At 69.5% G+C, this 24,557-nt stretch carries 26 protein-coding genes and 1 pseudogene; 12 read left to right on the top strand and 15 right to left on the bottom strand.

Going from position 1 to position 24,557, the window contains the following annotated elements; all coding sequences use genetic code 11:
- Positions 1–18 precede the first annotated feature (18 nt).
- The 8 genes from proC (at position 19) to K2F47_RS25665 (ending at position 6,579) form a co-directional block, all read left to right on the top strand.
- A complete protein-coding gene (proC, locus tag K2F47_RS25700; protein WP_242907825.1) occupies positions 19–813 on the top strand; it encodes a pyrroline-5-carboxylate reductase in 795 nt (264 codons plus the stop codon).
- 116 nt (positions 814–929) lie between these two features.
- Positions 930–1,361, top strand: coding sequence for a hypothetical protein (locus K2F47_RS25695; RefSeq protein WP_242907823.1), 432 nt, complete (start codon positions 930–932; stop codon positions 1,359–1,361).
- Positions 1,362–1,413: 52 nt separating this feature from the next.
- Positions 1,414–2,637: an acetoin utilization protein AcuC gene (locus K2F47_RS25690; protein WP_242907821.1), complete on the top strand. Its 1,224-nt coding sequence runs from the start codon at positions 1,414–1,416 to the stop codon at positions 2,635–2,637.
- Between the two features lie 73 nt (positions 2,638–2,710).
- Complete coding sequence (locus K2F47_RS25685; protein ID WP_242907819.1) at positions 2,711–3,571, top strand: phosphatase; 861 nt, start codon at positions 2,711–2,713, stop codon at positions 3,569–3,571.
- A 340-nt stretch (positions 3,572–3,911) separates the two neighbouring features.
- Complete coding sequence (locus tag K2F47_RS25680; RefSeq protein ID WP_067466901.1) at positions 3,912–4,115, top strand: helix-turn-helix domain-containing protein; 204 nt, start codon at positions 3,912–3,914, stop codon at positions 4,113–4,115.
- A gap of 417 nt (positions 4,116–4,532) precedes the next feature.
- The gene (locus K2F47_RS25675) at positions 4,533–4,631 is read left to right on the top strand and encodes a 30S ribosomal protein bS22 (RefSeq protein WP_018654693.1); all 99 of its coding nucleotides are present in this window, start codon (positions 4,533–4,535) and stop codon (positions 4,629–4,631) included.
- 38 nt (positions 4,632–4,669) lie between these two features.
- Entirely contained in the window at positions 4,670–5,692 is a 1,023-nt protein-coding gene (locus K2F47_RS25670; protein WP_308198458.1) for an NAD-dependent epimerase/dehydratase family protein, read from the top strand.
- Positions 5,689–6,579 (top strand): lysophospholipid acyltransferase family protein, encoded by an 891-nt coding sequence (locus K2F47_RS25665; RefSeq protein WP_242907817.1) that lies wholly within the window; start codon positions 5,689–5,691, stop codon positions 6,577–6,579. The genes K2F47_RS25670 and K2F47_RS25665 overlap by 4 nt, the downstream gene beginning before the upstream one ends.
- A gap of 12 nt (positions 6,580–6,591) precedes the next feature.
- Here the strand turns inward: K2F47_RS25665 and K2F47_RS25660 are convergent, their stop codons facing one another.
- The 5 genes from K2F47_RS25660 to K2F47_RS25640 all read right to left on the bottom strand — a co-directional run bounded on the left by K2F47_RS25660 (position 6,592) and on the right by K2F47_RS25640 (position 10,599).
- Complete coding sequence (locus K2F47_RS25660; protein WP_242907815.1) at positions 6,592–7,653, bottom strand: hypothetical protein; 1,062 nt, start codon at positions 7,651–7,653, stop codon at positions 6,592–6,594.
- A gap of 177 nt (positions 7,654–7,830) precedes the next feature.
- Complete coding sequence (locus K2F47_RS25655; RefSeq protein ID WP_242907813.1) at positions 7,831–8,316, bottom strand: hypothetical protein; 486 nt, start codon at positions 8,314–8,316, stop codon at positions 7,831–7,833.
- An 84-nt stretch (positions 8,317–8,400) separates the two neighbouring features.
- Positions 8,401–8,925 (bottom strand): hypothetical protein, encoded by a 525-nt coding sequence (locus K2F47_RS25650; protein WP_242907812.1) that lies wholly within the window; start codon positions 8,923–8,925, stop codon positions 8,401–8,403.
- A 220-nt stretch (positions 8,926–9,145) separates the two neighbouring features.
- The gene (locus K2F47_RS25645) at positions 9,146–9,832 is read right to left on the bottom strand and encodes a response regulator (protein ID WP_242907810.1); all 687 of its coding nucleotides are present in this window, start codon (positions 9,830–9,832) and stop codon (positions 9,146–9,148) included.
- Positions 9,829–10,599: a sensor histidine kinase gene (locus K2F47_RS25640; protein ID WP_242907808.1), complete on the bottom strand. Its 771-nt coding sequence runs from the start codon at positions 10,597–10,599 to the stop codon at positions 9,829–9,831. Before K2F47_RS25640 ends, K2F47_RS25645 begins: the two co-directional genes overlap by 4 nt.
- A 166-nt stretch (positions 10,600–10,765) precedes the next feature.
- Between K2F47_RS25640 and K2F47_RS25635 the strand changes: the two genes are divergently transcribed.
- Entirely contained in the window at positions 10,766–12,115 is a 1,350-nt protein-coding gene (locus K2F47_RS25635; protein ID WP_242907806.1) for an FAD-binding oxidoreductase, read from the top strand.
- Positions 12,116–12,165: 50 nt separating this feature from the next.
- On the opposite strand, the gene K2F47_RS25630 is transcribed toward K2F47_RS25635, so the two are convergent.
- The 3 genes from K2F47_RS25630 to K2F47_RS25620 all read right to left on the bottom strand — a co-directional run bounded on the left by K2F47_RS25630 (position 12,166) and on the right by K2F47_RS25620 (position 16,116).
- Positions 12,166–12,852 carry a GlcG/HbpS family heme-binding protein gene (locus tag K2F47_RS25630; protein ID WP_242908775.1) on the bottom strand — a complete coding sequence of 229 codons (687 nt, stop codon included), beginning with the start codon at positions 12,850–12,852 and terminating at the stop codon, positions 12,166–12,168.
- 118 nt (positions 12,853–12,970) lie between these two features.
- Complete coding sequence (locus K2F47_RS25625; protein WP_242907804.1) at positions 12,971–14,590, bottom strand: alpha/beta fold hydrolase; 1,620 nt, start codon at positions 14,588–14,590, stop codon at positions 12,971–12,973.
- A 167-nt stretch (positions 14,591–14,757) separates the two neighbouring features.
- On the bottom strand, positions 14,758–16,116 hold the full coding sequence (locus K2F47_RS25620) for an MFS transporter (RefSeq protein WP_242907801.1): 1,359 nt from the start codon (positions 16,114–16,116) through the stop codon (positions 14,758–14,760).
- Positions 16,117–16,250: 134 nt separating this feature from the next.
- Here K2F47_RS25620 and K2F47_RS25615 point away from each other — a divergent pair, with 134 nt between their 5' ends.
- On the top strand, positions 16,251–16,991 hold the full coding sequence (locus K2F47_RS25615; protein ID WP_242907799.1) for a TetR/AcrR family transcriptional regulator: 741 nt from the start codon (positions 16,251–16,253) through the stop codon (positions 16,989–16,991).
- 438 nt (positions 16,992–17,429) lie between these two features.
- On the opposite strand, the gene K2F47_RS25610 is transcribed toward K2F47_RS25615, so the two are convergent.
- The 5 genes and pseudogenes from K2F47_RS25610 to K2F47_RS25590 form a co-directional block, all read right to left on the bottom strand.
- Positions 17,430–17,633 carry a BldC family transcriptional regulator gene (locus K2F47_RS25610; RefSeq protein ID WP_242908774.1) on the bottom strand — a complete coding sequence of 68 codons (204 nt, stop codon included), beginning with the start codon at positions 17,631–17,633 and terminating at the stop codon, positions 17,430–17,432.
- A 119-nt stretch (positions 17,634–17,752) separates the two neighbouring features.
- Positions 17,753–18,133, bottom strand: a pseudogene (locus K2F47_RS25605) (ATP-binding protein); the annotation flags it as partial.
- A 29-nt stretch (positions 18,134–18,162) separates the two neighbouring features.
- Positions 18,163–18,438: a hypothetical protein gene (locus tag K2F47_RS25600; RefSeq protein ID WP_242907797.1), complete on the bottom strand. Its 276-nt coding sequence runs from the start codon at positions 18,436–18,438 to the stop codon at positions 18,163–18,165.
- Positions 18,439–18,541: 103 nt separating this feature from the next.
- Positions 18,542–19,405, bottom strand: a complete 864-nt coding sequence (locus K2F47_RS25595) for a helix-turn-helix domain-containing protein (RefSeq protein ID WP_242907795.1) — start codon at positions 19,403–19,405, stop codon at positions 18,542–18,544.
- A gap of 21 nt (positions 19,406–19,426) precedes the next feature.
- Positions 19,427–19,987 carry a DUF6879 family protein gene (locus K2F47_RS25590; protein ID WP_242907793.1) on the bottom strand — a complete coding sequence of 187 codons (561 nt, stop codon included), beginning with the start codon at positions 19,985–19,987 and terminating at the stop codon, positions 19,427–19,429.
- Between the two features lie 224 nt (positions 19,988–20,211).
- On the opposite strand from K2F47_RS25590, the gene K2F47_RS25585 reads away from it, so the two are divergent.
- Both K2F47_RS25585 and K2F47_RS25580 read left to right on the top strand, forming a co-directional pair.
- Complete coding sequence (locus K2F47_RS25585; RefSeq protein ID WP_242907791.1) at positions 20,212–20,544, top strand: DUF397 domain-containing protein; 333 nt, start codon at positions 20,212–20,214, stop codon at positions 20,542–20,544.
- Positions 20,545–20,668: 124 nt separating this feature from the next.
- Entirely contained in the window at positions 20,669–21,247 is a 579-nt protein-coding gene (locus K2F47_RS25580; protein ID WP_372490910.1) for a DUF6939 family protein, read from the top strand.
- Between the two features lie 46 nt (positions 21,248–21,293).
- Here K2F47_RS25580 and K2F47_RS25575 read toward each other — a convergent pair whose 3' ends face one another.
- Together K2F47_RS25575 and K2F47_RS25570 are read right to left on the bottom strand one after the other, a co-directional pair.
- Positions 21,294–21,956 (bottom strand): hypothetical protein, encoded by a 663-nt coding sequence (locus tag K2F47_RS25575; protein ID WP_242907787.1) that lies wholly within the window; start codon positions 21,954–21,956, stop codon positions 21,294–21,296.
- Positions 21,956–24,271, bottom strand: coding sequence for a hypothetical protein (locus K2F47_RS25570; protein ID WP_242907785.1), 2,316 nt, complete (start codon positions 24,269–24,271; stop codon positions 21,956–21,958). The genes K2F47_RS25575 and K2F47_RS25570 overlap by 1 nt, the downstream gene beginning before the upstream one ends.
- Positions 24,272–24,557 lie beyond the last annotated feature (286 nt).

Here is a 24,557-nt window from a genome sequence, read left to right as displayed (position 1 = left end):
ACGTCAAGGTATATGCCGATGATCGCGATTCTGGGTGCCGGGAAGATGGGCGAGGCACTGCTGTCCGGGGTGCTGCGGGCCGGGCGCCGCCCGTCGGAGCTGATGGCGACCACGCGCCGCGAGGAGCGCGGCGCGATGCTGCGCGAGCGGTACGGCGTCCAGATCGTCACGAACGCGGAGGCCGCCGCGCAGGCGGGCACGCTCGTCCTCGCCGTGAAACCGCAGGACATGGGCGCCCTGCTGGACGAGATCGGCCCGCACGTCCCGCCCGGGCGGCTGGTCGTCTCGATGGCGGCGGGCATCACGACCCCGTTCATCGAGCAGCGGCTGCCGGACGGCGTCCCGGTCGTCCGCGTCATGTCGAACACGCCCGTCCACGTGGACGAGGCGATGAGCGTGATCTCCGCGGGCGCGCACGCGGGGGAGGAGCACCTCAAGCTCGCCGAGGAGCTGCTGTCGCCGGTCGGGAAGGTGCTGCGCATCCCCGAGTCGCTCCAGGACGGCGCGACAGCGCTGTCGGGCAGCGGCCCCGCCTACTTCTACTACCTGGTCGAGGCGATGGTGGACGCGGGCATCCTGCTCGGCATGCCGCGCGCCGCCGCGCTGGAGATGGTGATCCAGTCGGCGGTGGGCGCCGCGATCATGCTGCGGGACTCGGGCGAGCACCCCGTGCTGCTGCGCGAGGCCGTCACCTCCCCGGGCGGGACGACGATCTCCGCGATCCGCGAGCTGGAGCGGCACGGCGTCCGCGCCGCCGTCCTGGAGGCGATCGAGGCGGCCCGCGACCGGGGACGGGAACTGGCGAGCGGCTGACCCGCGAGGCCGCGGCGGGCGGGGCGGTGAAATCTCACGGAATCGGGTATGGCCCCGGAGAGAAGTTCATCTCCCAACATTTGAGCCGAGACTGGGCTTTCGCCCGTGTTACGGATATGGGACTCATCATCCGCCTGCTGGTGGCCGCGGGGCTCGCGGCCGACGCCATCGTGCACTGGAGGTTCGCCCCGGACATGGCCTACGTCCAGGGCGGATCGATCGACGGGGACCTCCTGTTCCGGATCCAGGCGGCGGTGGCGGCGGTGACGGCCGTCGTGGTCCTCACCTACGCCCGCCGCTGGTCGTACGCGCTGGCGTTCCTCGTCGCGGGCAGCGCCGTCGGTGCGCTGCTGCTCTACTACTACGTCGATACGGGCGCGCTTGGACCGCTCCCCGACATGCACGAGCCCGTCTGGTACACCGAGAAGACGATCAGCCTCGTCGGTGAGAGCATCGCGACGCTGGCCGCGCTGGCCGGGTTCGCGCTCACCCGGACGGGGAGCCGCGCCGAGGCGTCCCGCCCGCACGAGCCCGCCGGCCGCCGCTAAGGCCACAGGCCGTGTGATCCACGCCACGCGGCAGCCGCGATACCGTGAGGTCATGAGCAGTGCCGCCCCGCCCCCGTCCGCCGAGCCGGCCGGGTGCGGGCTCACGATCCTGTGGGACGACCGGCTCATCTCCTACGACTTCGGCTCCGGCCACCCGATGAACCCCGTCCGGGTCGAGCTGACGATGGCGCTGGCCCGCGAGCTGGGCGTGACGGAACGGCCGAACGTGCGGGTCACCGGGTTCGAGGCGGCGGACGACGCGCTGCTCGGGCTCGTCCACGAGAAGCCCTACATCGCGGCGGTCAAGCAGGCGGGCGCCACCGGCCTGCCCGAGCACAGGCTCGGGCTCGGGACCCCCGACAACCCCGTCTTCCCCGGTATGCACGACGCGTCCGCGCTGGTCGCGGGCGCCTCGGTCGCGGCGGCGGAGGCGGTGTGGACGGGCGCCGCCGAGCACGCCGCGAACATCTCCGGCGGCCTGCACCACGCGCTCAGCGGCGCCGCGAGCGGGTTCTGCGTCTACAACGATCCGGCGATCGCCATCGCGTGGCTGCTGGAGCAGGGCGCCGAACGCGTCGCGTACGTGGACATCGACGTCCACCACGGCGACGGCGTCCAGGACGCGTTCTACGACGACCCGCGCGTCCTCACGATCAGCCTGCACGAGACCCCGCGGACGCTGTTCCCCGGCACCGGCTTCCCGAATGAGTCGGGCGGCCCCGGCGCGGCGGGCGCGGCGGTCAACGTGGCGCTGCCGCCCGGCACCGGCGACCGGCCCTGGCTGCGCGCGTTCGAGGCGGTCGTCCCGCCGCTGCTGCGCCGGTTCCGCCCGCAGGTGCTGGTCACCCAGCACGGCGCGGACGCGCACGCGCTCGACCCGCTCGCGCACCTCGTCCTCAGCGTGGACGGCCAGCGCGCCGCCTACGCGGCCCTGCACCGGCTCGCGCACGAGACCGCGGGCGGGCGCTGGATCGTCACCGGCGGCGGGGGATACGAGCTGGTCCAGGTCGTCCCGCGGGCGTGGACGCACCTGCTGGCCGAGGCGTCCGGCGCGCCGATCCCGCCGGAGACGCCGACGCCGGACGGGTGGCGCGAGTTCGTCCGGCGGCGGACCGACGAGACCGCCCCGCGCCGCATGACCGACGGGAACGACGTCGCCGAGGTCCAGCGCTGGGGGGACGGTTACGACCCCGCCAGCCCGATCGACCAGGCGGTCCTCGCGACCCGGCGGGCCGTGTTCCCCGAGCACGGCCTCGACCCCATGACCGACGAATGACGACCCTCCAACAACGACCCCTCGAAGGCGAACGACACCCGGGATGGCGACGGCAGGGATGACGGCAGCGGGCATGACGGCACCGGCACGCGACGAGCTGCGCGAGCACCTCGTCCAGACGATGATCGCGGGCGATGTGGCGACCCCGCGGCAGAACAACCTCAAGCACTACCGGCTGATGGCCGAGGGCGCCCCGTACTACCAGTTCGGGCTGGAGCTCAAGAGCTCGTGGACGGAGCGGAGCGTCCTGGAGATGATGGTCGAGCGCTGCGGCGTCGACCCCGACCCCCATCACGTGTACGGCGACGACACCATCGACCCCGACATCACGCTCGACATGCTGGAGGCGATGGGCGCCCGCGTCGGCCGCGCCGCCCGCCGCGCCGAGACCGTGGTGATCGCCACCGGCCACCCGGCGACCCTGTCGCCGCTGTACCAGGCGGTCGCGCGCGCCCTCGCCGGTGCCGGCTGCCGCGTCCTCACCCCGGCCGAGGGCTGGACGTACGAGATCGATCCGGGCTGGGGAGACCCCGAGACGCGCCGCATCGTCTACGCCGAGGGCGGGGTCGCGATGCTGGAGGGCGACGACGGGCGCGCCCACCACACCCACGACCCGTATCCGATGGAGGCGATGCTCCGCGAGCTGGCGTCTGATGGTGGGGCGCCTTCTATCGCTCCCGGAGGGCCAACGGGCGAAGAAACCGAAGTTTGGCCGGATCTGGCCATCGCCGACCACGGCTGGGCGGGCGCCGCCGGGCAGGCCGGCATCGACACCGTGGGGTTCGCGGACTGTAACGATCCCGCGTTGTTCGCCGGGGCCGCCGAAGGCAAGATCGACGTCGTCGTTCCGCTGGACGACGGCATATCGCCGCACCATTACGCCCCTATGACGGCCTACCTCCTGGCCCACGCCGGGCTGACCCCGTCCGGCTGACCTCCCTCACCTCGCGGATAGGGCCGGGCGGCTGTCACTGCCTGTGACAGGGCCGCCGTGGTGGGACGCTGGTGTCCGCGCGAAGCCGATGATCGCGCCCGAGACGCAGGTCATCACCTGATTTTGGTTGACAACAGGTGGTCCTGCCACTCCATGTGCCGTCATGTCCACGCTGTGTGTGGACATATGCCTGTGGCCCCCTGGTCAGGTCCGGATACGGAAATGGGTGGAACTCCCCTCTTGCGACTGCCGATACGCGATTTACGCTGGAGGAAGTACACGTGCGTGATCAAAGTCACCCAAAGGGCCGGTGCGCGGCACGTGTGGAAGAGGGCGTCCGATGAGCTCAGGCGAGCGACCTCTCAGTGAGGTCAGGTTCCTGACCGTGGCCGAAGTGGCCTCGGTGATGCGGGTGTCCAAGATGACCGTCTACCGCCTCGTCCACTCAGGCGAGCTGCCCGCGATCCGCGTGGGCCGCTCGTTCCGGGTCCCCGAGCAGGCCGTTCACGACTACCTGCGCGACGCGTACATCGAAGCCGGTTAACGGGGAGGGGCGGGGCGATCCACGCCTCCGCCGCGACTCCACACCCGGCCGTGCAGGGGGCATCGGGACGCGACGTCCCGGAGCTGGGGAATGAGGACAGGGACCGGACGGTGGCCACCTGGTCACCGGGACCGGTGTCCGGGGCCGGGGGCATCGCCGATGTCCCCTGGCGTCCGGCGCCGGGGACGGTCAGGACACGGACAGCGGGACGGGCATGCCCGGCCCGCGCCGGAACGGTGCCCGGCGCCGCGCGACGCGCGGTGCCGGCTCCGCCATGTCCGGGACGGGTGAGGGCGCGGCCTGACCTCCACCGCCACAGCGGTACCCTTGGGCAGCGGACCGTGCGCGCGTGCCGAGTGAGCTCGCCTGCGGCACGCCCGTCTCCTGCACAACACCCGATACGCCGAGCGAGGTCTCGTGGGCTCTGTCATCAAGAAGCGCCGCAAGCGGATGGCGAAGAAGAAGCACCGCAAGCTGCTGAAGAAGACGCGCATCCAGCGTCGTAACAAGAAGTAGTCACGCCGGCCACTCAGCCGTAAGGGGTGGGGCGCACAGTGTCCTGCATACCCGCCGCCGCGGCCCGTGTCGTCCTCGTCACGGGCGTCTCCCGTTTCCTGGGGGCGCGGGTCGCGAACACCCTCCAGTCCGACCCGGGCGTCGAGCGGGTCATCGGCGTCGACACGGTGTCACCGAAGGCGTCGCTCGGCCGCGCCGAGTTCGTCCGCGTCGACGTCCGCACGCCCGACCTCACCGAGATCGTCACCTCGGCGCGGGTCGACACGGTCGTGCACCTCGGCCTGGCCGGCTCCGGCACGGGCTCCGGTTCCGGCTCGGGCACGGGTTCGAAGGAGCCCACCGCCCTCGGGACCATGCGGCTGCTCGCCGCGTGCCAGCGCTCGCCCGACACGCGCAAGCTCGTCGTGCGGTCGTCGGCGGCCGTCTACGGCTCCTCCCCGATGGACCCGGCGGTCTTCACCGAGCCGGACGAGCCCGTCGAGGCGCCCACGTCCGGCTACGCGAGGGACGCGGTCGAGGTGGAGGGCTATGTGCGCGGGCTCCGGCGGCGCCGTCCCGACCTGACGGTGTCGGTGCTGCGGTTCGCGAACTTCCTCGGCCCGGGCGTCGACTCGCCGTTCACGCGCTACCTGCGCATGCCCGTCGTGCCGACGGTGCTCGGGTTCGACCCGCGGCTCCAGTTCGTCCACACCGGTGACGGCGTCGAGGTGCTGCGCCGCATGACCGTCGAGGACCACCCCGGCTGCTTCAACGTCGCGGGCGACGGCGTCCTGCTGCTGTCGCAGGCGCTGCGCCGCGCGGGCCGCCCGTACGTGCCCGTTCCGTCCGCGTCGCTGTCGGCGCTGGGCGACATGGGACGGCGCTTCGCGGGCCTGTCGGGCTTCTCCCCCGAGCTGCTGCGCTGGCTGACCCACGGGCGCGTGATCGACACCTCGGCGCTCGTCCGCGAGCTGGGATGGCGTCCCGAGTACAGCTCCGAGGAGGCGTTCGCCGACTTCGCCGCGTCGGAGGGCACCCTCCTGGACCGGCTCGGCGCGGTGCTCGGCGGAGGTCGCCCATGAGCCTGGACGCGGAGGTCATCCCCCTGGACGCGGCCCGCCACCAGAGCCCGCCCGAGCCGGACGGCCCGGAGCCGGACGGCCTGCTCGACCGCGGCCTCGCCTTCCTGCGCCGCCGCCTCGCGGGCGACTACGAGGTGGACGAGTTCGGCTTCGACCCCGAGTTCAACGGCACCGTCCTGCTCCCGATGGCGCGCGCGCTCTACGAGCACTGGTTCCGCGTGGAGGTCTCCGGCGTCGAGAACATCCCGAGCGGCGGCGCGCTGGTGGTCGCCAACCACTCCGGAACGATCCCGGTCGACGCGCTGATGCTGTCGGTCGCCGTCCACGACAACGCCGGGCGCGACCTCCGGCTGCTCGGCGCCGACCTCGTGTACCAGGTCCCCGTGCTCGCCCACCTGGCCCGCAAGGCCGGGCACACGCTCGCCTGCCCGGCCGACGCGTCCCGGCTGCTCGCCAAGGACGAGCTGGTCGGCGTCTTCCCCGAGGGCTTCAAGGGCGTCGGCAAACCCTTCGCCGACCGCTACAAGCTCCAGCGCTTCGGACGCGGCGGCTTCGCCCGGACGGCGCTGGAGTCGGGCGTCCCGATCGTCCCCGCCGCGATCGTCGGCGCCGAGGAGATCTACCCGAAGCTCGCCGACCTGCGCCCGCTCGCCCGGCTGCTCGGCCTGCCCTACTTCCCCGTCACCCCGACGTTCCCGCTGCTCGGGCCGGTCGGCCTCGTCCCGCTGCCGTCCAAGTGGATGATCGCCTTCGGTGAGCCGATGTCCCTGGACGACGACGACCCGGACGACCCGGCTGCGGTCTTCGACGTCACCGACCGCGTCCGCGAGACCGTCCAGCGGATGCTGAACGAGACCCTCGAACTCCGGGGCCCCGCCTTCCTCTGACCGGCGGTCCCTCTAACCGGCGGTCACCTTGAGGTCGGAGTCGAGATAGAACACGCGCGCGGAGACGGACTTCGCGCGCACGATTTGCGGCGTGTCGGACGACTGGTGATTGCGCACCCGAATACGCGCACCGCCCCCGATGTACAGATGCGGCGTCCCGGCGGGTGTCGAACCCTTCTGCTGGCCGTCTCCGTTGGAGAACATGCAGCCGTCGAAGACCACGTCGCTCCCACCCGTCATCGTGACGATGCCCTTGTGGAGCGCCGCGTCGGGATGCCCGGTGGAACCCGGATTGCTCATCCCGTTGAAGAAGAACACGTCCCGCACCCGCAGGAACTTCCCACCCGTGATGATGAGCTGGCTTCCCCACGTGGGATGCCCCTGCTGCGCCTCCAGCCGCGCGCCATTGACGACGAGGCCCCGCCCCCCGTCGATGCGCATCGGCGTGACATTGTCCATGCCGGTGACGAAGACCGGCCCGACGTTGCTCTTGCTCAGGTTCGGCAGCCAAATGTGGTATCGCTCCCCGTCCGGATGGTTGGGGGAGTCCAGCAGCATCCCGTCCGTCCAGTAGTTGTTGTCGGAGCCCCAGAGCTTGAACTCGGTGTCGTAGCAGTTGTTGACGTCCCACTGCCCGGAGAAGGTGACGGCGGTGTGCGCGCCCCAGATGACGTGCTTGAACAGTGAGAAGCCGAGGTTCTTCAGGTGGCTGGCCCACAGCACGGTCTGGGTGTGCGTCTTGTCGACGAAGAACGAGGTCTCGGCGTTGCCCTCGAACGAGAGGTCGCCGATATAGATCCCCTTGAGCTGGTCGCCGGACATGTCCAGCCACCCGGACTTCGGCACGTTCAGCTTCACCTTGCCGTTGTAGCGGAACTCGCTGCCCGACACCGGCGGCCCGCTGAGCGCGAACCCGTTGTACATCTTCCGCCGCTTCTCGAACGTGTACTGCCGGTGCTCCCCGAGCAGGATGACCGGCTTGTGGGTCTGCGCCGCCGCGTAGGACAGCGCCTCCGTCAACTTGTCGTCGTCGGTGTCGCCCTTGAACTTCTCCAGGGGCACGGGATTGACCATGGCGACCGGCTCCTCCCCGAAATGATCGCGAGCCGCGAATCACTGGTTCGGTCAGGGGAGTGATGTCCGCCCGGCCCCGACTCCAATAGCCGGGACAGCACAACCCAGCACCCAGGCCAGGGTATTGCTCACCAGGCGAACCCGACCCCCCGCCATAAGGCGGACAAATTGCCCACCTCAGACGAGGAGCCGGATCGAGGGTGCCTCCGCGTCCACCGCGATCTCCGTCTCGCATTGGGCGCACCGCGGGCTCCAGGGCCGGACCAGGTTCGTCTGCACCGACCCTTTCCCCGACGCCTCCTTGTGGGGGCAGTAATAGCCGTAATGCAGCCGGACCCACCGGCTCAGCGGTGTCGCCTCGGTGCCCCGCTTGGCGTCCCGGAACGGCGTCCACCAGAAGTCCACCACGGACCGCAGCACCAGCCGATCGTCCTGGATCGTCGCGTCGAACGCCGAGATCCGCGCCGCGGTGAAGTGCTTGTGGTCCCTCCGGCTGAGGCAGACGGCCCGCTCGTCGCCCAGCTTCATCGCGGTCGTCCGGCCCACCCGCTCGCAGATGAAGCAGTCCAGGCTCAGCTCGATCGTCGGCTGCCAGAACAGGCCGTCGCGATGAGCGCTCTCGACCCCGGACAACGTCGCGCCGATCTCAAGGCTGCGCAGCATCGACCGATCGTCGCACAGCCCGGGCCGCGACAGCGCTCAACGGTGGTGGCGGATCGGGCCGCGCGTCCGCCACCGTCCATACGACTACTGGGTCTCGCGGATCATGGTGGCGGCCTGGCCGGAGAAGCGCACGACGGCGTTGTGCGGCGCGGCCTGCACCCACTCGTCGAACCCGTCGATGGAGCACTTGCTGACGTCGGCCGGCGGCGGAGTGCCGTCCGGGCAGGTGCCCCCGGCGACGTACACGACGGTGTCGGTGGCGGTGAAGAAGACGACGTTGCCGACGGTGAACTTGCCCGGAGCCAGGTAGCGCAGCTTGCCCCACGCCTCCTTGGCGCGCTCGCCGCCCGGCTGCGCGAGCGGCGTGTGCCGGACCGTCGGGGCCCCCGCACCCTCGGGCGTCCTGGGAGTGGACGCGCCGCCGGGGGTGGCGGGCCCGCTGGGCGCGGCCGTGCCACCCGGCGTCGACGTGCCGCCCGGCCGCTGCGGAGCGGTGGGCGCGGTGGGCGCCGCGGGCGTCGCGGCGGACTCGGTGTCGCCGACGTTTCCGCAGGCGGTCAGCCCGAGCGCCAGTGCCGCAACCGCTCCGGTCATCACGATCTTCCGCATGGGTCCCCGCTCCCGCATCAGTGCGCGCTCTTCTTGATCGCGCTGTACGGGGTGAGATGCGGCCCTCCCCCGGAGAGGTTGGGACCCTTGGACGTGATCAATCCGACCCGCCCCACCCCGAACCCAAGGTCCAATGCGGGCGTCAGGATGTCGTGAAGGCGAAAAGAGTTCACCCGATCCCAGATCTTTACCAACCCGCCATAGCGGGCCGGAATGGTGATCAGCGGAGAGGGTTGGGGGGCTGGGCGGGGTCGCGGGGGCTGACCAGGCCGCTCTGGTAGGCGAACACGACGAGTTGGGCGCGGTCGCGGGCGCCGAGTTTGGTCATCGCCCTGCTGACGTGGGTCTTGGCGGTGGTGGGGCTGAGCACCATGGTCTCGGCGATCTCGTCGTTGTTCAGGCCGCGGGCGACCAGGGCGACGACCTCGCGTTCGCGGTTGGTGAGCGACTCCATGCCGACCGCGGCCAGCACGTCCGGGGGACGGGCGACGAACTCGCTGATCAGCCGCCGGGTGACGGCGGGGGAGAGGAGCGCGTCGCCGCGCACCGCGACGCGGAGCGCCTGGAGCAGTTCGGCGGGGTGGGTGTCCTTGAGGAGGAAGCCGCTCGCGCCGGCGCGCAGCGCGCGGAAGATGTACTCGTCCAGGCCGTAGTTGGTGAGGATGACGACGCGGACGTCGGCCAGCCGCGGGTCGGCGACGATCTTCCGGGTGGCCTCGATGCCGTCCAGCACCGGCATCTGTATGTCGACCAACGCGATGTCGGGACGGTGGTCCAGGGCGAGCGCGATCGCCTGCTGCCCGTCGGCGGCCTCGCCGACCACTTCGATGTCGTCCTCGGCGTCGAGCAGCGAGCGGATCCCGCTGCGGATCAGCACCTGGTCGTCGGCGAGCAGGACGCGGATCATGCCGTCGTCCGGGTCGGCAGCTCGGCGCGCACCCGGAAGCCGCCGTCCCCGCGCGGTCCTGTTTCCAGGCGGCCGCCCAGTTCGGTGACCCGCTCGCGCATGCCGATCAGTCCGAGGCCCTGCCCGGCGGACGCGGCGCCGGGCACGTCGCCGTCGTTCTCCACCTGGACGATCAGCTCGTCCGGCCGGTAATGCAGCTGGACGGTCGCGCGGGAGCCCGCGGCATGCCGCGAGACGTTGGTGAGCGCCTCCTGGACGATGCGGTAGGCGGCCTGGTCGACCTCGCCCGCGAGGCGGCGGCGCGCGCCGGTCACGGTCAGCGTGACCTGCTGTCCGGCGGTGCGCGCCCGTCCGACCAGGCTTTCCAGCTGGCCGAGCCCGCTGGTGTCGCCCTCCTCGTTGGAGCGCAGGACGCTGAGCGTGGCCCGCAGCTCCCGTCCCGCGTCCGCGCTGGCCTCCTGGATCGCGAGCAGCGCGGGCGGCACCTCCTCGCCGCGCTTGCCCGCCAGGTGCACCTCGACGCCGGCCTGCACCTGGATCACTGAGATGCTGTGGGTGAGCGAGTCGTGCAGCTCCCGCGCGATGCGCAGCCGCTCCTCGACGGCCCGGCGCCTGGCGGCCTCGTCCTTGGTCCGCTCCGCCTCCTCGGCCCGCTGCTCCACCTCGCGCAGGTGCAGCTGCCACATGCGGGCGACGACGATCATGACGCCCGCGGAGATGAGCCATCCGGCCCCGTAGAGCCTCCGCAAGCCGCGACCATTACGCATTCTCCGAGCATACGGGCCGGTTTCACCTGCGCATCCTCCCGTCGGGCCGATTCCCGCCTACTCCCCACGCAGTACACGGCCGACCGGCCGCCTCCCCGCTGAGCAGGCGAAATACACGCCCCCTACCGGACGACCCGACGCCCCCGTCCTAGGCACCATCTGCCTCATGACACACATCCTGAGCAGTGAACGTCACTCATCGGGCCTGGCCGAGGTCGCGGAGGTGCTCCTCCCGGGCGAGGACGGCTACGCCGAGTCCGCGACGGCCCTGTTCGCGGACGGTACCCCTGACCTGGTCGTCCGTCCTCGGGACGCGGCGGGGGTGGCGGCGGCGCTGCGGCACGCGTCCGACGCCGGGCTGGCCGTCACGGTGCGGTCCGGCGGGCACAGCATGGCGGGACTGAGCACGAACACGCACGGAATGGTCATCGACACGCGGCGGATCAACGGCGTGCGGCTGCTGGACGCGGCGTCCGGGCGGGTCCGCGTCGGCGCGGGCGCGACCTGGGGCGCGGTCGCCGCGAAGCTGAGCCGGCACGGTCTTGCTCTGACCTCGGGGGACACCAACCAGGTGGGGGTCGGCGGGCTGGCGCTCGGGGGCGGTATCGGGTGGATGGTCCGCAGGTACGGACTGGTCATCGACAGCCTGGCGGCCGTGCAGATGGTCACCGTGGACGGCCGGATGATCGGCGCGGACGCCGCCGAGCACGCCGACCTGTTCTGGGCGCTGCGCGGTGGCGGCGGGAACTTCGGCGTCGCGGTCGGCTTCGACTTCATCGCCCAGCCGATCACCTCCGTGCGTTTCGGGACGATCGGCTACCGGGCCGACGACCTGCCGGGCCTGATCGCCGGCTGGCGCGACCTCGTCCGGGCCAGCGACGAGAAGCTGACCACGACGCTCAACCTCATGCCGGCGATGCCGGGGCGCCCCGAAGGCGTCACGCTGACCTGCTGCTTCGCCGGTACGGACGACGCCGAGGCGGAGCGGGCGCTGCGCCCGTTCCGGGAGCTCGCCCCGGTGGTCTCCGACGACATCCGGCTCATGCCGTACGTCGATGTGTTCGAGGACGTCTCGCCGCTGCCGCCCGGGCTGCGCATGGCGGTGCGCAACACCTTCTTCAGCACGTTGGACGCCGCGCGCGTCACCGCCGTCAACGACCTGTTCACCGGCGGCGGAGCGGCGATCTCGCTACGCGGCCTGGGCGGCGCGGCCGCGCGCGTCGGCCGGGACGCGACCGCCTTCGCCCACCGGGACGCCGAGGTGATGGTGGCGGCCGCGTTCCCGGTTCCGGAGGACGCGCCGCCCGGGCGGCTCGACCAGGCGTTGCGGCGGTGGTCGCGGGTGGCCATTCTGGGCTCGGGCGCCTATGTCGGATTCCTGGGCTCGGCCGAACCGGCGGATGTCGCGGCCGCCTATCCGGCCGACACCTACCGGCGGCTGGCCGACGTCAAACGGCGGTACGACCCCGACAACATTCTTCGGCGCACCCACAACGTCCTTCCGGGCCGGCCTTGAAGCCGGGTGGGGCCGCGAATGCGCGGCCCCACCCGCGGTTGTCCGCCGGGTCAGTGGCCGATGGCGGCGAGGACGTCGTTGGCGATGGCCTCGTCGATCCTTCCGTCGGGCGCGCCGCCGACGCCGATCCCCGCGATGGGGAAGCCGTTGTGCTTGACGGGGACACCACCGGGCAGGACGAGCGTGCCGGGAATCTGTTTGATCGTTTCGTTTCCGCTCAGGGCGCTGGTCGGCTGGCCGAATGCCACGGCGGTGTAGGCCTTGCGTTTGGCGGATTCATAGGTCTGCGGGCCCGCCTGCCGGGTGCGGACCACGAGCCGGATGACGCCCGACCGTTCCATGATGACCATTGTCACGCGCTGGTTCCCGTGCCGGTGCGCCGAATCCACCAGGGCCTTGGACGCCCGGACGAGCGCGCTGTTGGACAGGACCCGCTCCGGCGCCGTGGCGTCCCCGTGCCCGCCCCCGCCTTTGACCGCGGCCGGTGCCGCGGCGGCCGGTGCCGCGGCGGGCGGGGCGGTGGCGGCCGCCGTGCCCGCGCCGCCGAAGGTCCCGGCCGCGACGGCCGCCAGTGCGATGGCGCCGCCAATGAAATGCCTGATCGACATGGCTCCCCGATTCTCTGACATGCGATTACATAGAGTGATCGTCCAGATATGCAAAGTAATGGAATCGGGATCGCGGAACAACCCGGCGGGCGCGGTGCGGAGAGCAACTCTCGGGAAACGAATCACCATGGTTTCCACAAGGCGGGTCCGGTGCGGCGGCAGCCCCCTCGGCTCGGCCCGCCGAGAGACGGCGTCATGCGTGAAGGGCCCCCGGACGACCGAGGGCCCTTCGAAAGCCACTTCTTGATCAGGCCCTGGGCGAGGGCACCGCCGGGGACGAGTTCGGCGACGGCGGGGTCGGGTCGCCGAGCTGGGAGACGTGCACGGTGCGTTCGCCGGGCAGTTCGTCCCGCAGCCAGTAGGCGTCGAAGTAGGAGTCGACGCCGCCCGGGCGGAGGTCGCCGCGATGGACGATGCAATGCGTGCGCTCACCGTCCTGAATGACCAGGTGGGCCTTCAGGATTCCCTGCAACTCCAGCGCGTCCGCGTACGGGGAGGCCGCGTCGTGGGTGGCCTGGAACATCAGAATGTTCTTGGGCAGATCCCGCGTCTGCCCGACCTTTACCGGCGTGCCCGGCTTGGCCCCCCAGTACATGCAGGGCGCGTTGTACCAGACATTGAACCAGGTGTAGAACGGCGCCTTGCGGTCCATGCGAACCGCGTCGGCGCGCCACTTCCGCCAGTCCGTCGGCCACTTCACGTCGCTGCACTGGACGGCGAGGTAGGCGGCGAACTCGTTGTCGTCCTGGCCGCCGGTCGTGTTCGAGCCGAAGGTTTCGAGGAAGGTGTCCATGTCACCGGACTTATAGGCGGCCAGGCCGGCGGCGTAGGTGTGCCACACGCCCTGGGCGCGCCGGTAGGCGACGTTCTGGACGGTGTCCACGAGCTCGGCAGCGCCCACCGCGACACCGTTCTTCACGACGGGCGCCTTGGTGAGCCTGGACTCCAGCCCGTAGTAGAAATCGCGTACCGCCGCCTTGGTCTTGCCCAAGTGATAGCGGTCGTCGTACCGGGCCAGCCAGCCGAAGTAGTACTCCATGTTCTCGTTGAACGCCACGTTCTGGGGCCCCTGGGCTTTGTACCAGACGTTGCTCGGGCCGGCATTTCCGTCCAGCACCATCTTGCCGACGCGCTTGGGGAACACCGTGGCATAGACCTGGCCGAGATAGGTGCCGTAGGAACCACCGTAGAAGTCGAGCTTCTTACGGCCGAGGGCGGCACGGATGAGGTCCATGTCGCGAACCGCGTCGATCGTCTTCATGTGGTCGAGCATATTCACCGGCGAACCCTTGCCGTATTTGCGGGTGCAGGCGTCGGCGTATGCTTTCGACCGCTTCAGCCAGGTCGCTTCGAGTTCGGCGGCCCCATGGCCGTAGGCGGGCCGGGGAGCGTTGCGGGAACCGGTATCGCAGCTGAGCGCGGGTTTGCTGAAGCCGATGCCGCGCGGATCGAACCCGATGACGTTGTAGGCCGCTTGCATCGGCGCCGAATTCTGGGCGTAGAAGGCGGGACCGAACAGCGACCCCTTGCCGCCCGGGCCGCCCGGGTTGACCACGATGTCGCCCTTGGCCTTGCCGGTGCCCTGATGCGGCGTCCGGGTCAGCTGGAGAGTGATCTTCTGGCCGTCCGGGCGGGTGTGGTCGAGCGGGACGTCCAACTCGGCGCACTGGATGATTTTGGAGACCGCGACCGGGCCAATGCGGTCATAAGGTTTGACGGCATCCACGATGTCGGCGCTGCACGTGTGCCACTTCAGACTCGCCGGACGGAACGCTTCGGACGCGCTCGCGTCCGCGGAAAAACTTGTAGTAGCGAGTCCGGTGATACTCAGACCGACCGCCGCGGCCGCGACGACAACTCTTTTCACGAATCCCCCGTTCGGCTAGCCCAGCCATGGGCAGGCAAAACGCTATGGTGCCCCATCGCCACCCGCCCATGGGGCTGGCAGGACGTCCCGAGGTAGGGCTAACCCCACCAGCGCGCGCTCTCCGAGCCGAACCCGGCAACCGCCCCATGGCTGTCGTTTCGTGAACGCTAATGGGTGGCCTGCTGAGAATGCTTAGGCAGGAGCCCGACCAGCAAGAGCACCAGAGCAAAGAGTCCGGCGCAGACACCGAACACCAGCTCGGCGGCCGCGATATAGGACAAGGCAGACGGCCGTCCCACCCTCGCGAAGAAGACACTGCCGAGCGCGGCGACCCCGATCGCACTCGCGAATTGCTGGGCGGCGTTGAGCATTCCGGCACCGGTGCCGACCTCCTCTGCGCGGGCGTCCCCGAGGATGTAGTCGAACAGGGGAATGAACAACAGCCCGGAGCCGATACCGGTCACGAATAGGGCCGGTGCCAGCCTCCCCATGGTGATGGCCTCGCCCCAATGCGCGGTGGACCACAACAGACCCAGCAGGCCGACGACGGCGATGGAGAGCCCCAGACGCAGGTTGGCGCGTCCGAGCCGCTCGGCGAGCACCGCGCCCGACAAGAGCGTCGCGCCCGCGGTGCCCACCGCCCAGGGGACGAGCGCGAGGCCGGTGCGCAGCGGCGTCCATCCCAGGCCCGACTGCATCAGCAGGTTGATCACCAGCACGAACGCGCTCAGTGAGGCGTAGAACCCGGCGACGATCAACAGCCCGACGACGAACCCGCGCCTGCCGAACAGCGACGGGGCGATGACCGGATGGTCGCTGCGGCGTTCGGACCCGACGAACAACCCGAACGCCACCAGCGACGCGGCGATCATCGCGAGGCTCCACGGGGGCCAGCCCAGGTCGCGGCCCTGGATGAGCGGCATGATCAGCAGCGCCGAACCGGCCGTGAGCAGGCTCACGCCGGTGAGGTCGAGGCGCGCAGCACGGTCCTCACCACTGTGCCGTGGCAGGACGTACCAGCCGAGCGCGGCGGCGAGGACGCCGAACGGAACGTTGATCAGAAAGATCGAGCGCCACCCGAACAGGCCCAGGTGCAGCAGCCAGCCCGCGAGCATCGGCCCGGCGACCATGGCCAGCCCCATGATCGGGCCGAACGGCGTCAGCGCCCTGCGCAGGTGCTCCGGCGGGAAAGCGATCTTCACCAGCGCCATGCCCTGCGGGATCATCACCGCCCCGAACAGCCCCTGGCACAGCCGGGCGACGATCAGCAGGCCGGCGCCGGGCGCGAGCCCGCAGGCCAGCGACGCGATCGTGAAGCCGCCCATGCCGATCAGGAACAGCCGGCGGCGGCCGACCAGGTCACCGAGCCTGCCGGAGGTGACCAGGCCGAGCGCGAAGGCCGCGGTGTAGGCGGACAACACCCATTGCAGGGTCATCGGCCCACCGCCAAGGTCGGCGCGGATTGAAGGACCGGCGAGGTTGGCGACGCTGGTGTCGATCAGGTCCATGACCTCGGCGAGGACCACGACCACCAGCACCGACCAGGCGCGGCCGAGCGGAAGCGGGGCCACCCGGGCCACCGCTGGCGAACTAAGTTCGTTACTCACGAACTAAGTTCCTACGCGACGAACTAAGTTCGTGTCAAGCTATAGTGGGACGCATGCCCGCCGATCCCCACCGGCGCCGCGCGGCCGAACGCGCCGCCCGCCACGCGCCGCCGCAGCCCGACTCCGCGCCGCCGACCCGGCGCAAGAGGCCCATCACACCCGACCGGATCACCGACGCCGCGCTCCAGGTCATCGCGGCCGAGGGCTACGACGCTTTGACGATCCGCCGGGTCGCGGCCGTGCTCGGCACGGGGCCGTCCTCGCTGTACGCGCACATCCTCAACAAGGACGACCTCGACGACCTGCTCATCGCCCGGCTCTGCACCGAAATCGAACTCCCCGAACCGAACCCGGCCAGGTGGCGGGAGCAGATCCTCGATGTCTACGGCCAGATCCGCGACCAGTACCTGAAGTACCCCGGCGTTTCGCGCGCCGCGCTGGCAATGGTCCCGACCCACCTCGAAACGCTCCGGGTCGGCGAGGGAATCCTGGCGATCCTGCTCGCCGGAGGCATCGACCCCCAGACCGCCGCCTGGACTCGGGACGCGCTCACCCTCTACGTCAGCGGCTACGCCCTGGAACGCTCACTCGTCCAGCTACGGCAACGCCGCGACGAAGACACCTGGGTTCTCAGCCGCGAAGAACTCGTCGGCCGGTTCACCGCCCTGCCCGACGACCGCTTCCCCTACACCCGGCGCTACGCGTCCGAACTGACCTCCGGCACCGGCCACGACCGCTTCGACTTCACCCTCACCCAAATCATCAACAACCTCCCCCCACAAACCACCCCCTGACGTGCAAGGCACCCCCGAAGCGGCCAACACATCCGCCCGCGCGCACCCACTGACCCACCCGCCGCACCGGAGACCTCGCAGCGGGACCCCGCGCCATGCCCTCCCGCTCGCACCCACTGCCCACCTGCCGTACCCGGTCGCATAAACGCGTCCACTGACGCTGCGCCAGCCGCACCCGCGCTGTCGGCCAGCGCACCCAGGGCACTTCGTCGAGTTCGAATTCAAGGGGCGAGACCGGGAGCGGCGAGGAGGCCATCACGCGCCTCCAGGAGTTCATCAACGAGCTCGACGTGAACCTCGGCGACCGGCTCGACCGGGCCACCCGCACATGCTCCTCGGCCGCGAACACTGACTTGGACGTGCTCGAAGCCGGTGTGGTCGCCGTCCAGGAATGGCGTCCGGAACCGCCCCCGCCGCCCCACGCGCGCCTCGGCCTGGTTACACCTTCCGCTGACTGGTGCCCCGAGCGAGAAGTGCATGGACCTTCTTCTCGGGGTAGCGGCGGTGTCCGCCGAGCGTCCAGACGAAGGGGATCTTCCCTTGTTGTGCCCATCGTGTGACGGTCTTGGCGTCGACACGGAACATGTTGGCGACTTCGCCCGGTGTGAGGAGCGCTTCGAACTCTGCTGTTCTCTTCGGCATTGGGGGTCTCCTGTTGTGGGGGGTGGACCTCCGGGCACGCTGGCGGCCTCGTCGCGTGCCCGGAGGAGTTCAGGGAGGTTGGGGCGCCGGACGGAGGTGATGCGCAGCACGGCCCATACCGTTTTGCCGCTGCGCTCCTTGCGGACGCCGTGGCGCCGGGAAAGGGCCTGCACGATGGTCATGCCCCACCCATGCGGGTCAGGCGCATCGTCCGGGACCGGTTCGGTGGGCATCGTGAGATCGGGTTCGCCCTTGCGGGGCTTGTTATGGGCGAAGTCGTGGACCTCGATGTGGAAGCCGTCCTTGGAGACGAACATCCGCAAGGTGATCGGTCGCCTGGTCGCCCGGATGGCGTTGCTGACCAACTCCACGGCCACCAGCACGGCGTCCTCGGTGGTCTCGGTCCCGATGTTGTAGGCGCAGGCCGCCGCCCGAACCAGACACCGCACGTCAGGCAGCACACTCGGCGTGGCGGCCAACTTGTGCCGCACCGCCACCATGACCGAGGCCCGCTCATCGACCCGCGAGGTCATGCCTGACTCACCCGCGACCCGGCGTTGGCGGCCAGGGCGTCCTGCTGCTCCATAAGCGCAGCGAGAGTTTCCCTGTTAGTAGCCGTGAGCGTGTCCACCAGGCGGGCATCTTTGCCCAGCAATTCGGGGAGCCGAAGGTGCACCGTCCACAGTTCTGTCTCGGCCTGCTGATAGGGCTCCGCCCAGCGCCCCACCCGCTCCCCTGCACCCGGAAGCGGATCAGTCGCTTCAATGCGCGGAATGTCGCTGATGCGGCGGTTGTTGAGGGACACGGCCACTGCCTCCCGATCTCATGTCGGCGACTCTGTGTCACCAGACAATGACCGAGTGCTTGACCTGGGGTCCAGGAGAATGCAGCAGAATGCAGCAGCGCGGCTACTCGCCCCGGCAGGTAAAGATCTGTAGGGCGTTGAGCACCAGTGCTCGGGCGGGTTCGCCGAAGACCGCCATGCTGCGGAGCATGTCGAAGGTCCGGATATAGACCTCCAGTTCGCGAGGTTGTGTGACGGTCACCTGTGCGGACGGTAGTTCGGTCGTCAACCTTTCGGAGTCGAACAGCCAGAATCCATTGACCGGCCACATGGCTTCGCGGAAGCTGCATGCTGGAATGATTCCAAGTGACATATTCGTCATGGACATCACGCTCAGGAGATGCCCGAGCTGCCCGGCCATGATCTCGCTGTCACCGAAGGCGGTCCGCAGGACCGATTCCTCAAGGACGACGGCGAACCGATGGTTTCCCTCGCGAAGGACGCGCTGGCGGGCGATGCGAGCCGCCACCGCCCCGTCAAGGTCGTCCGGTATGCGGCTGAAGTCGATAATGGTGCGCATCAAGGCACGCGCGTACTCGGGCGTCTGGAGCAGACCTGGCATCAAGGCGGGCTCGTAGATCCGGAACAACTCGGTCCGCTCATAGAGCGGCACTGCGGCCTCCTGAACGCGCCGCAGACCGGTGCGTTCCATCCGCCGCCATTCCACGTACGCCGACTCGACGTTCCGCGCTGAGGCGATCAGGTCTTCGACCTGGTCGGACGCACCACAAGCTTCGCACCAGACACGGATGTCGTCCGCCGAGGGCGAGGTGACGGTGTGCTCCAACTTGGAGACCTTGGTGGGATGCCACCTCACCGCTTCGCCAAGCGACTTGGCGGTGTGACCTGCTTCCTCTCTGATCTCACGAAGGCGATTCGCCAGCACTTGCTTGGCGGCCTGGACTGAGGAGGACGGAGACTTGCGCACGGCTCGGATTCGTGCTGGCCGCTAGCGGACTGGTAGCTGATAATCGGCGTGATCGGTTCCAAGTCCCCAGACCTGCTCGAACGCGGTTGAGCAGAGCGTGACCACGGCGTCATCGGTGCAGAGCTGCCGTCCGATGGGACGGCCGGTGCCGTCGAACAGCAGGAAGAGGACGCGCTCCCCGTCGACGAGCCAGAAGTCGTTGCCGGGAAAGGCGATGGCCGACGCGCGCGACCGGGGGAGCCAGCGGACCTGCTCGCCGGACTCCAAGTTCTGCCACGTACCCGCGTACTCGAAGGCGATGTACTCGCTGACGGGTTCGGAGACGACCCGGGCTCGGCGCATCGAGACACCACGGGCCGTGGTTTCAGTCGTCAGCCGCCACCAGGGGTGATCCTCTCGGGGGAGGGGCCCAGTGCGGCCTCCAGCGACCCAGCGTTTGTAGCGCTCGTCCTCGTAGTCCACCAGGTAGCTGTCGCGCATCTCCAAGTGGGCAAGGCTCCGCGTCCCGGAGCCGAACAGCGACACCCATTCGTCGAATGAGAGCCTCTGCGGGATTTCATCCATCTGCGGCGCGCTGCCCACCTTCCAGTACCTCCAAAGCCCTTCGCAGCAACGGGGCCATCCTCGCCGGAACGCGGATCACTTCTTCGTGGCTTGGGATGCTGCCGGACTCCAGGCACATGGAGCGCATCTCGGCGTCCAGCGTCCATCCCTGTAGCACAAGTTCATGGGCGCTCCGCGCGACCCAGACCGTGGGCGACTCCCCGTGGCTGCTGTGCGGATCTTTCCCGATGAATTCTAGGCTCATGATCGCCTCCAAGGTAGGGCTGATGCAGGAGAATGCAGCAGTCGGTGTGAAGCTTCACCTGCCTCAGGAGCCGCAGTCAAGAGAGGTTTATGTAACGGTGGGTGGAGGCAACCTCGGACAGGAAGTACTTACGGAGCCTGTCATGAATCTACTTCCCAATTGGCGCAAATCATCTCATACTGGAGAATTCGACTGCGTAGAGCTCGCCGATCTCACGACCTCCGTGGAGATCAGGGATTCCAAAGACCCAATGGGTCCTCGTCTAACTCTCAGCCAGACTGAGCTAGTAGCTCTGGTCCGCCAGATCAAGGCTGGCGAGCTAGACCTCTAGCTGAACTGGACCTCTCAGGTCAGTACAACTAGCCGCCACAAGCAAGCCCCTCGACCTCGGTCGAGGGGCTTCTTGCCGTCTGATGTGACTAGCCGCGCGAGAGGGCTGCGCAGGGCGTTCGCGGATGCGGCCGATGTTGAGGCGAACTGTCGGACGTGGGTGGTCTGGTTGGGGCATGCCGCTTCATGTTGCGAGCCGTCGGCGTACCACGTTGCGCAGGGACTTTCCTGATGCGTTGATCCTTGATGTGACCTCTCGGGGAGAGGAGCCGTGGGTTCGGCTCAGTCCGTTCTATCCGCATGGCGGGATTCCGGTGCCTGGGCATCCGGAGCGGACCTCGCAGTCTGTCGAGGGGGTTTGGCAGGCGTTGAAGGTGTTCGCTGCGGAGGAGGAGGATTACACGAAGCTGGACGTCGTGACGATGAAGGGCATCAAACGGACGGTGCGGCGGCTCGGGGCGCCGCTGGGGCATCGGCTTGACGGGCGGCTGCTCGGTTACGAGGAGGCTCGGCGACTGGTCTATCTGCCGACCTATCGGTGGATGCTCGATCACCGCGTTCCCGAGCTCGTCGCTGAGCTTCGGGAACTCGGCGAGCGGGGCACTGTGGTTCTGCTCGACTACACGGTGAACGGGGATGTGGGCGACCTCTCGTCGCCGCTTTCTCATGCCGCGCTTGTGGTGCGACGTGTTCGAGAGGGGTGACGAAACGCCCCGGGGCCGGGGTGGCTCCGGGGCGTTTTTCGCGCGGTCAGGTGGACGGGAGAAGGGTGACGTCAGCGGTCAGCGTGCGGGTTCCGACCGTGGCGGTGACACGGATCTTTTGTGGTGAGGTCACCGCCTCGGCCCGGAGGTGGAACGTCTCTCCTAGCCCGCCTGGGCTGAGGGTCATGGTGGCGGGCACTTTGAGTAGGGGGCTGCTGGTCGTGAAGTGCACGACGGTTCCGCCCGCGGGGGAAGTCCCCCAGAGAAGGACCTCCCCGAACACGTAGGTGTCGTTCGTCTCGGAATCGAGCGAGAAGTACTTGAGGCCGGGGCTGACCGTCACGGGCTGGGCGAGGAGATCGGCGCCGTAGCGCGCGGCCACCTTGGTCTTGAACTGGTCGAACCGCGCTTCCCGGACGTTGAGCGGGAAGGTGGCGGTGGTCTTCCCGGCCGGGACGGTCGCGATGGGCGGGACCGTCACGCGCCGGTCGCCGGTGGCGAGGCCCACGGCGATGTCCTCGGACGGTGCGCAGCTCGCCTGGACGGTGCCGGTGACCGCGTCCGCGGTGAAGAGGTCGGGAGAGGGGAGGGAAAGGCCGGTCAGGTGGGGGTCGCAGGCCCGCGCCGCCCCGGCTTCAGCCGCGCCGACCGGGGCGAGCAGCGTCACGAGGGCCGTGGCGACCGTGGTGAAGATCGCGGAGCGTCGCATCAGTTGCTCACCTCGTAGGCGCGGACGAACGTCTGGTTGACGGTGTTGCCGTCGGCGTCGGTCGCCTTGATCCGGAGGGAGACGAACCCGGGGGTGCCCGGGTTGGTCACGGTCGCGGTCCAGTTGCCGCCTTCTTCGGTGGACGGGGCCGCCTGCCAGGTCTCGCCGTCGTCGGTGGAGGTCTCGACCGAAAGTGAGGTGATGGTGGGTGCCGGTAGGCCCGGCACCGGCTCCACCTTCACGGGGATGTGCAGTTGGGTGCCCGGCGCGGCTGTGTTGGTGTCGCTCAGGCCGGGGACCGCGAGCCGCAGCAGGTGCAGGGGAAGGGTCTGATCCTGCCATTCGATGTGGTGCGACTCGAAGGTCCACTCGGTCTTGGTCGCGGTGGAGAATTTGGCGATATCGGGGTTGGCGGTGCGGTTCCAGGTGAGCGTGTAGCGCTTGGACTCGGGTGGGAGGTTGGCGTAGAGCGTTCCTTCGGCGGTGCCGATCGTCTCGCCGTCGGCGGTGAGGGTGAGCTCGTTGGTCGTGCGGTCCATCGAACCGGTCCGTCCGGACGAGTCGGTGTATCCGTTGGGGGCCACCAACGTCAGTTGGCCGCTTGAGCTGCGGGACGGCCTCGACCATTCGGTGAAGGCGCCCGTGGTGAGGACGGCGCCGTTCCAGATGTCGTCGCGAGCCCCCTTTTCCGCCGTGGCCCGGTAGTCCGCGATCTCCGCCGAGTTCCCGGCCTCGATTCCGTAGTTCAGCTCGCGGCTGTAGACCAGTCCGGGCTCGATGTAGGTGGTGACGGTCTGCGGGAGGGCCACGTCCAGACGCAGCTCGTCGACGTAACCACCCGTGACCTTGAGGTGGCCGACGCGGGTGAGGCCGGCCGAACGGAAGTGGTTACGGGTGACGCTCAGCTCGTCCGGGCTCGGGTGCCACACGGTGGCGGACGGGATCCGGCCGTCGAAATGGCGGCTCAGGATGTAGGCCGCGCCCGGACCGGCGGTCGCCTCACGCTTGCCCCAGCCCGTGACCTGGAAGCCGACGTTCTCCTTGACCTCGTCCGGACCGTGCCAAACGGCGAAGACCGAGCCCTCGGGGCCGGTGGCGGTGAACCGGTACCAGGGGGTGTCGTACCAGGCCTCGATCTCGCCGGAGACGCCGATGCCCCGGGGGCTCAGCTCGACCGGCCTGCCCTCCAGGGCGTTCATCCGCAGTTCGAGGTCCCAGTCGTCGACCGTGACCCGGTGGTTGATCAGAGTCTCGCCGGCGCCGGTGGTGATGGCGGTGGTGATGTCGTAGGTGCCGGGCGGCAGCTCGAAGACGTCCCTGCCGTTGACGACCTTGCGCTCCCAGCGTCCGCCGTCCGTGATGCTCCAGGCGTATACCCAGGTCGGCTGGGACGGGACGGCGCCGTTGCGGTCGAGCAGGTTGACCGCGACGTTGTACTTCTCCCGTCCGACGTCGGCCACGAGCGTGGTCGTCACCTTCGTGGTTCCGTCGGTGCCGGTGGCGACCAGGGCGCCGAGGTAGCGGCCGTGGGGGACACCGGCGCCCCGGAAGGTCAGCGTGATCTTCGCGCTGCCCCGGGCGGGGACGGTCACCTGGCCGGGCGCCTGAAGGAGCCCCGCGGGAGCCGGGGTCGGCTCGCCGCCGGGGCCGTTCATGTCGGCGGACAGCCGCAGCGTGACGGGCCTGGACCCGGTGTTGCGGTAGGTGAGCGGGTAGCGCCGCGTCAGGTCCGGGATGCCGGGGGAGGCCAGGTCGGCGACGATGGAGGTGGCGGACGCCGTGACGGACCCGACCGCCGGAGCGGGGGCGGGGACGGGCGCGCGGAGATCGACCGACACCGCCGTGGAGCCGAGCGGCTCGCCGGCGGCGGAGGTCGCCTGGACGGTGCCGCGGTACGCGCCGGGCCTGATGCCGTGGCGCAGCAGTTCCAGGTTCACCCCGGCCTCTCGCCCGGCCGGGACGGTCAGGGAACTCGCCGACAAGCGCGCCAGGGGGGCGGGGACCGCGCGCCCGGAACGGTCGCGCAGGTTCACTTTCAGCCGTACCTTCATGGCCTTGCGTGTGTTGTTGCGGTAGGTGATAGCCCGAATGGACGGCTTGGCGGGGGTCTTCGACCAGGCCAGCGGGACGTCCAGGCGGCGCGGGGCGACCGCGAACGGCGCCTTCGGACGTTTGGAGGTCAGTTCGTAGGGTCGTGGAGCACGTTCGGTGGCGGCCGTTCCCGCGACGGCCGCACTCGCCCCGGAAACGGCCGTCACCGTACTCGCCGCCAGGGTCAACACGACCGAGGCGGTGATGCCGACATGACTCTTCACGCCATCACCTCAACTGAGGGTAGAAGTCCAGTTGATCAACATCCGTGAATACGACGTGCGGAAATGGGCCTCGGTTTACCGCAACGCCGTCGTATTTTCCGGCACCCGGTCATTTCGCTCTACGGCGAGACGTCGAATGGCAAATGTCGCGCAGAGTCCGCCTTCCGTGACGGAACGCTTCAGGGTGCCTGCCGTCGAGCATTCCGCGGGCGGAACAAACGTCGCGCCGCTTGCCGGAACCGGCCACTCTCCGGTGAAAGGACGATGCTATTGATGGCCTTTCTCC

This window comes from Actinomadura terrae, assembly GCF_022751215.1.
Taxonomy (GTDB): domain Bacteria; phylum Actinomycetota; class Actinomycetes; order Streptosporangiales; family Streptosporangiaceae; genus Spirillospora; species Spirillospora terrae.
This window is presented reverse-complemented; position numbering and strand designations above follow the sequence as displayed.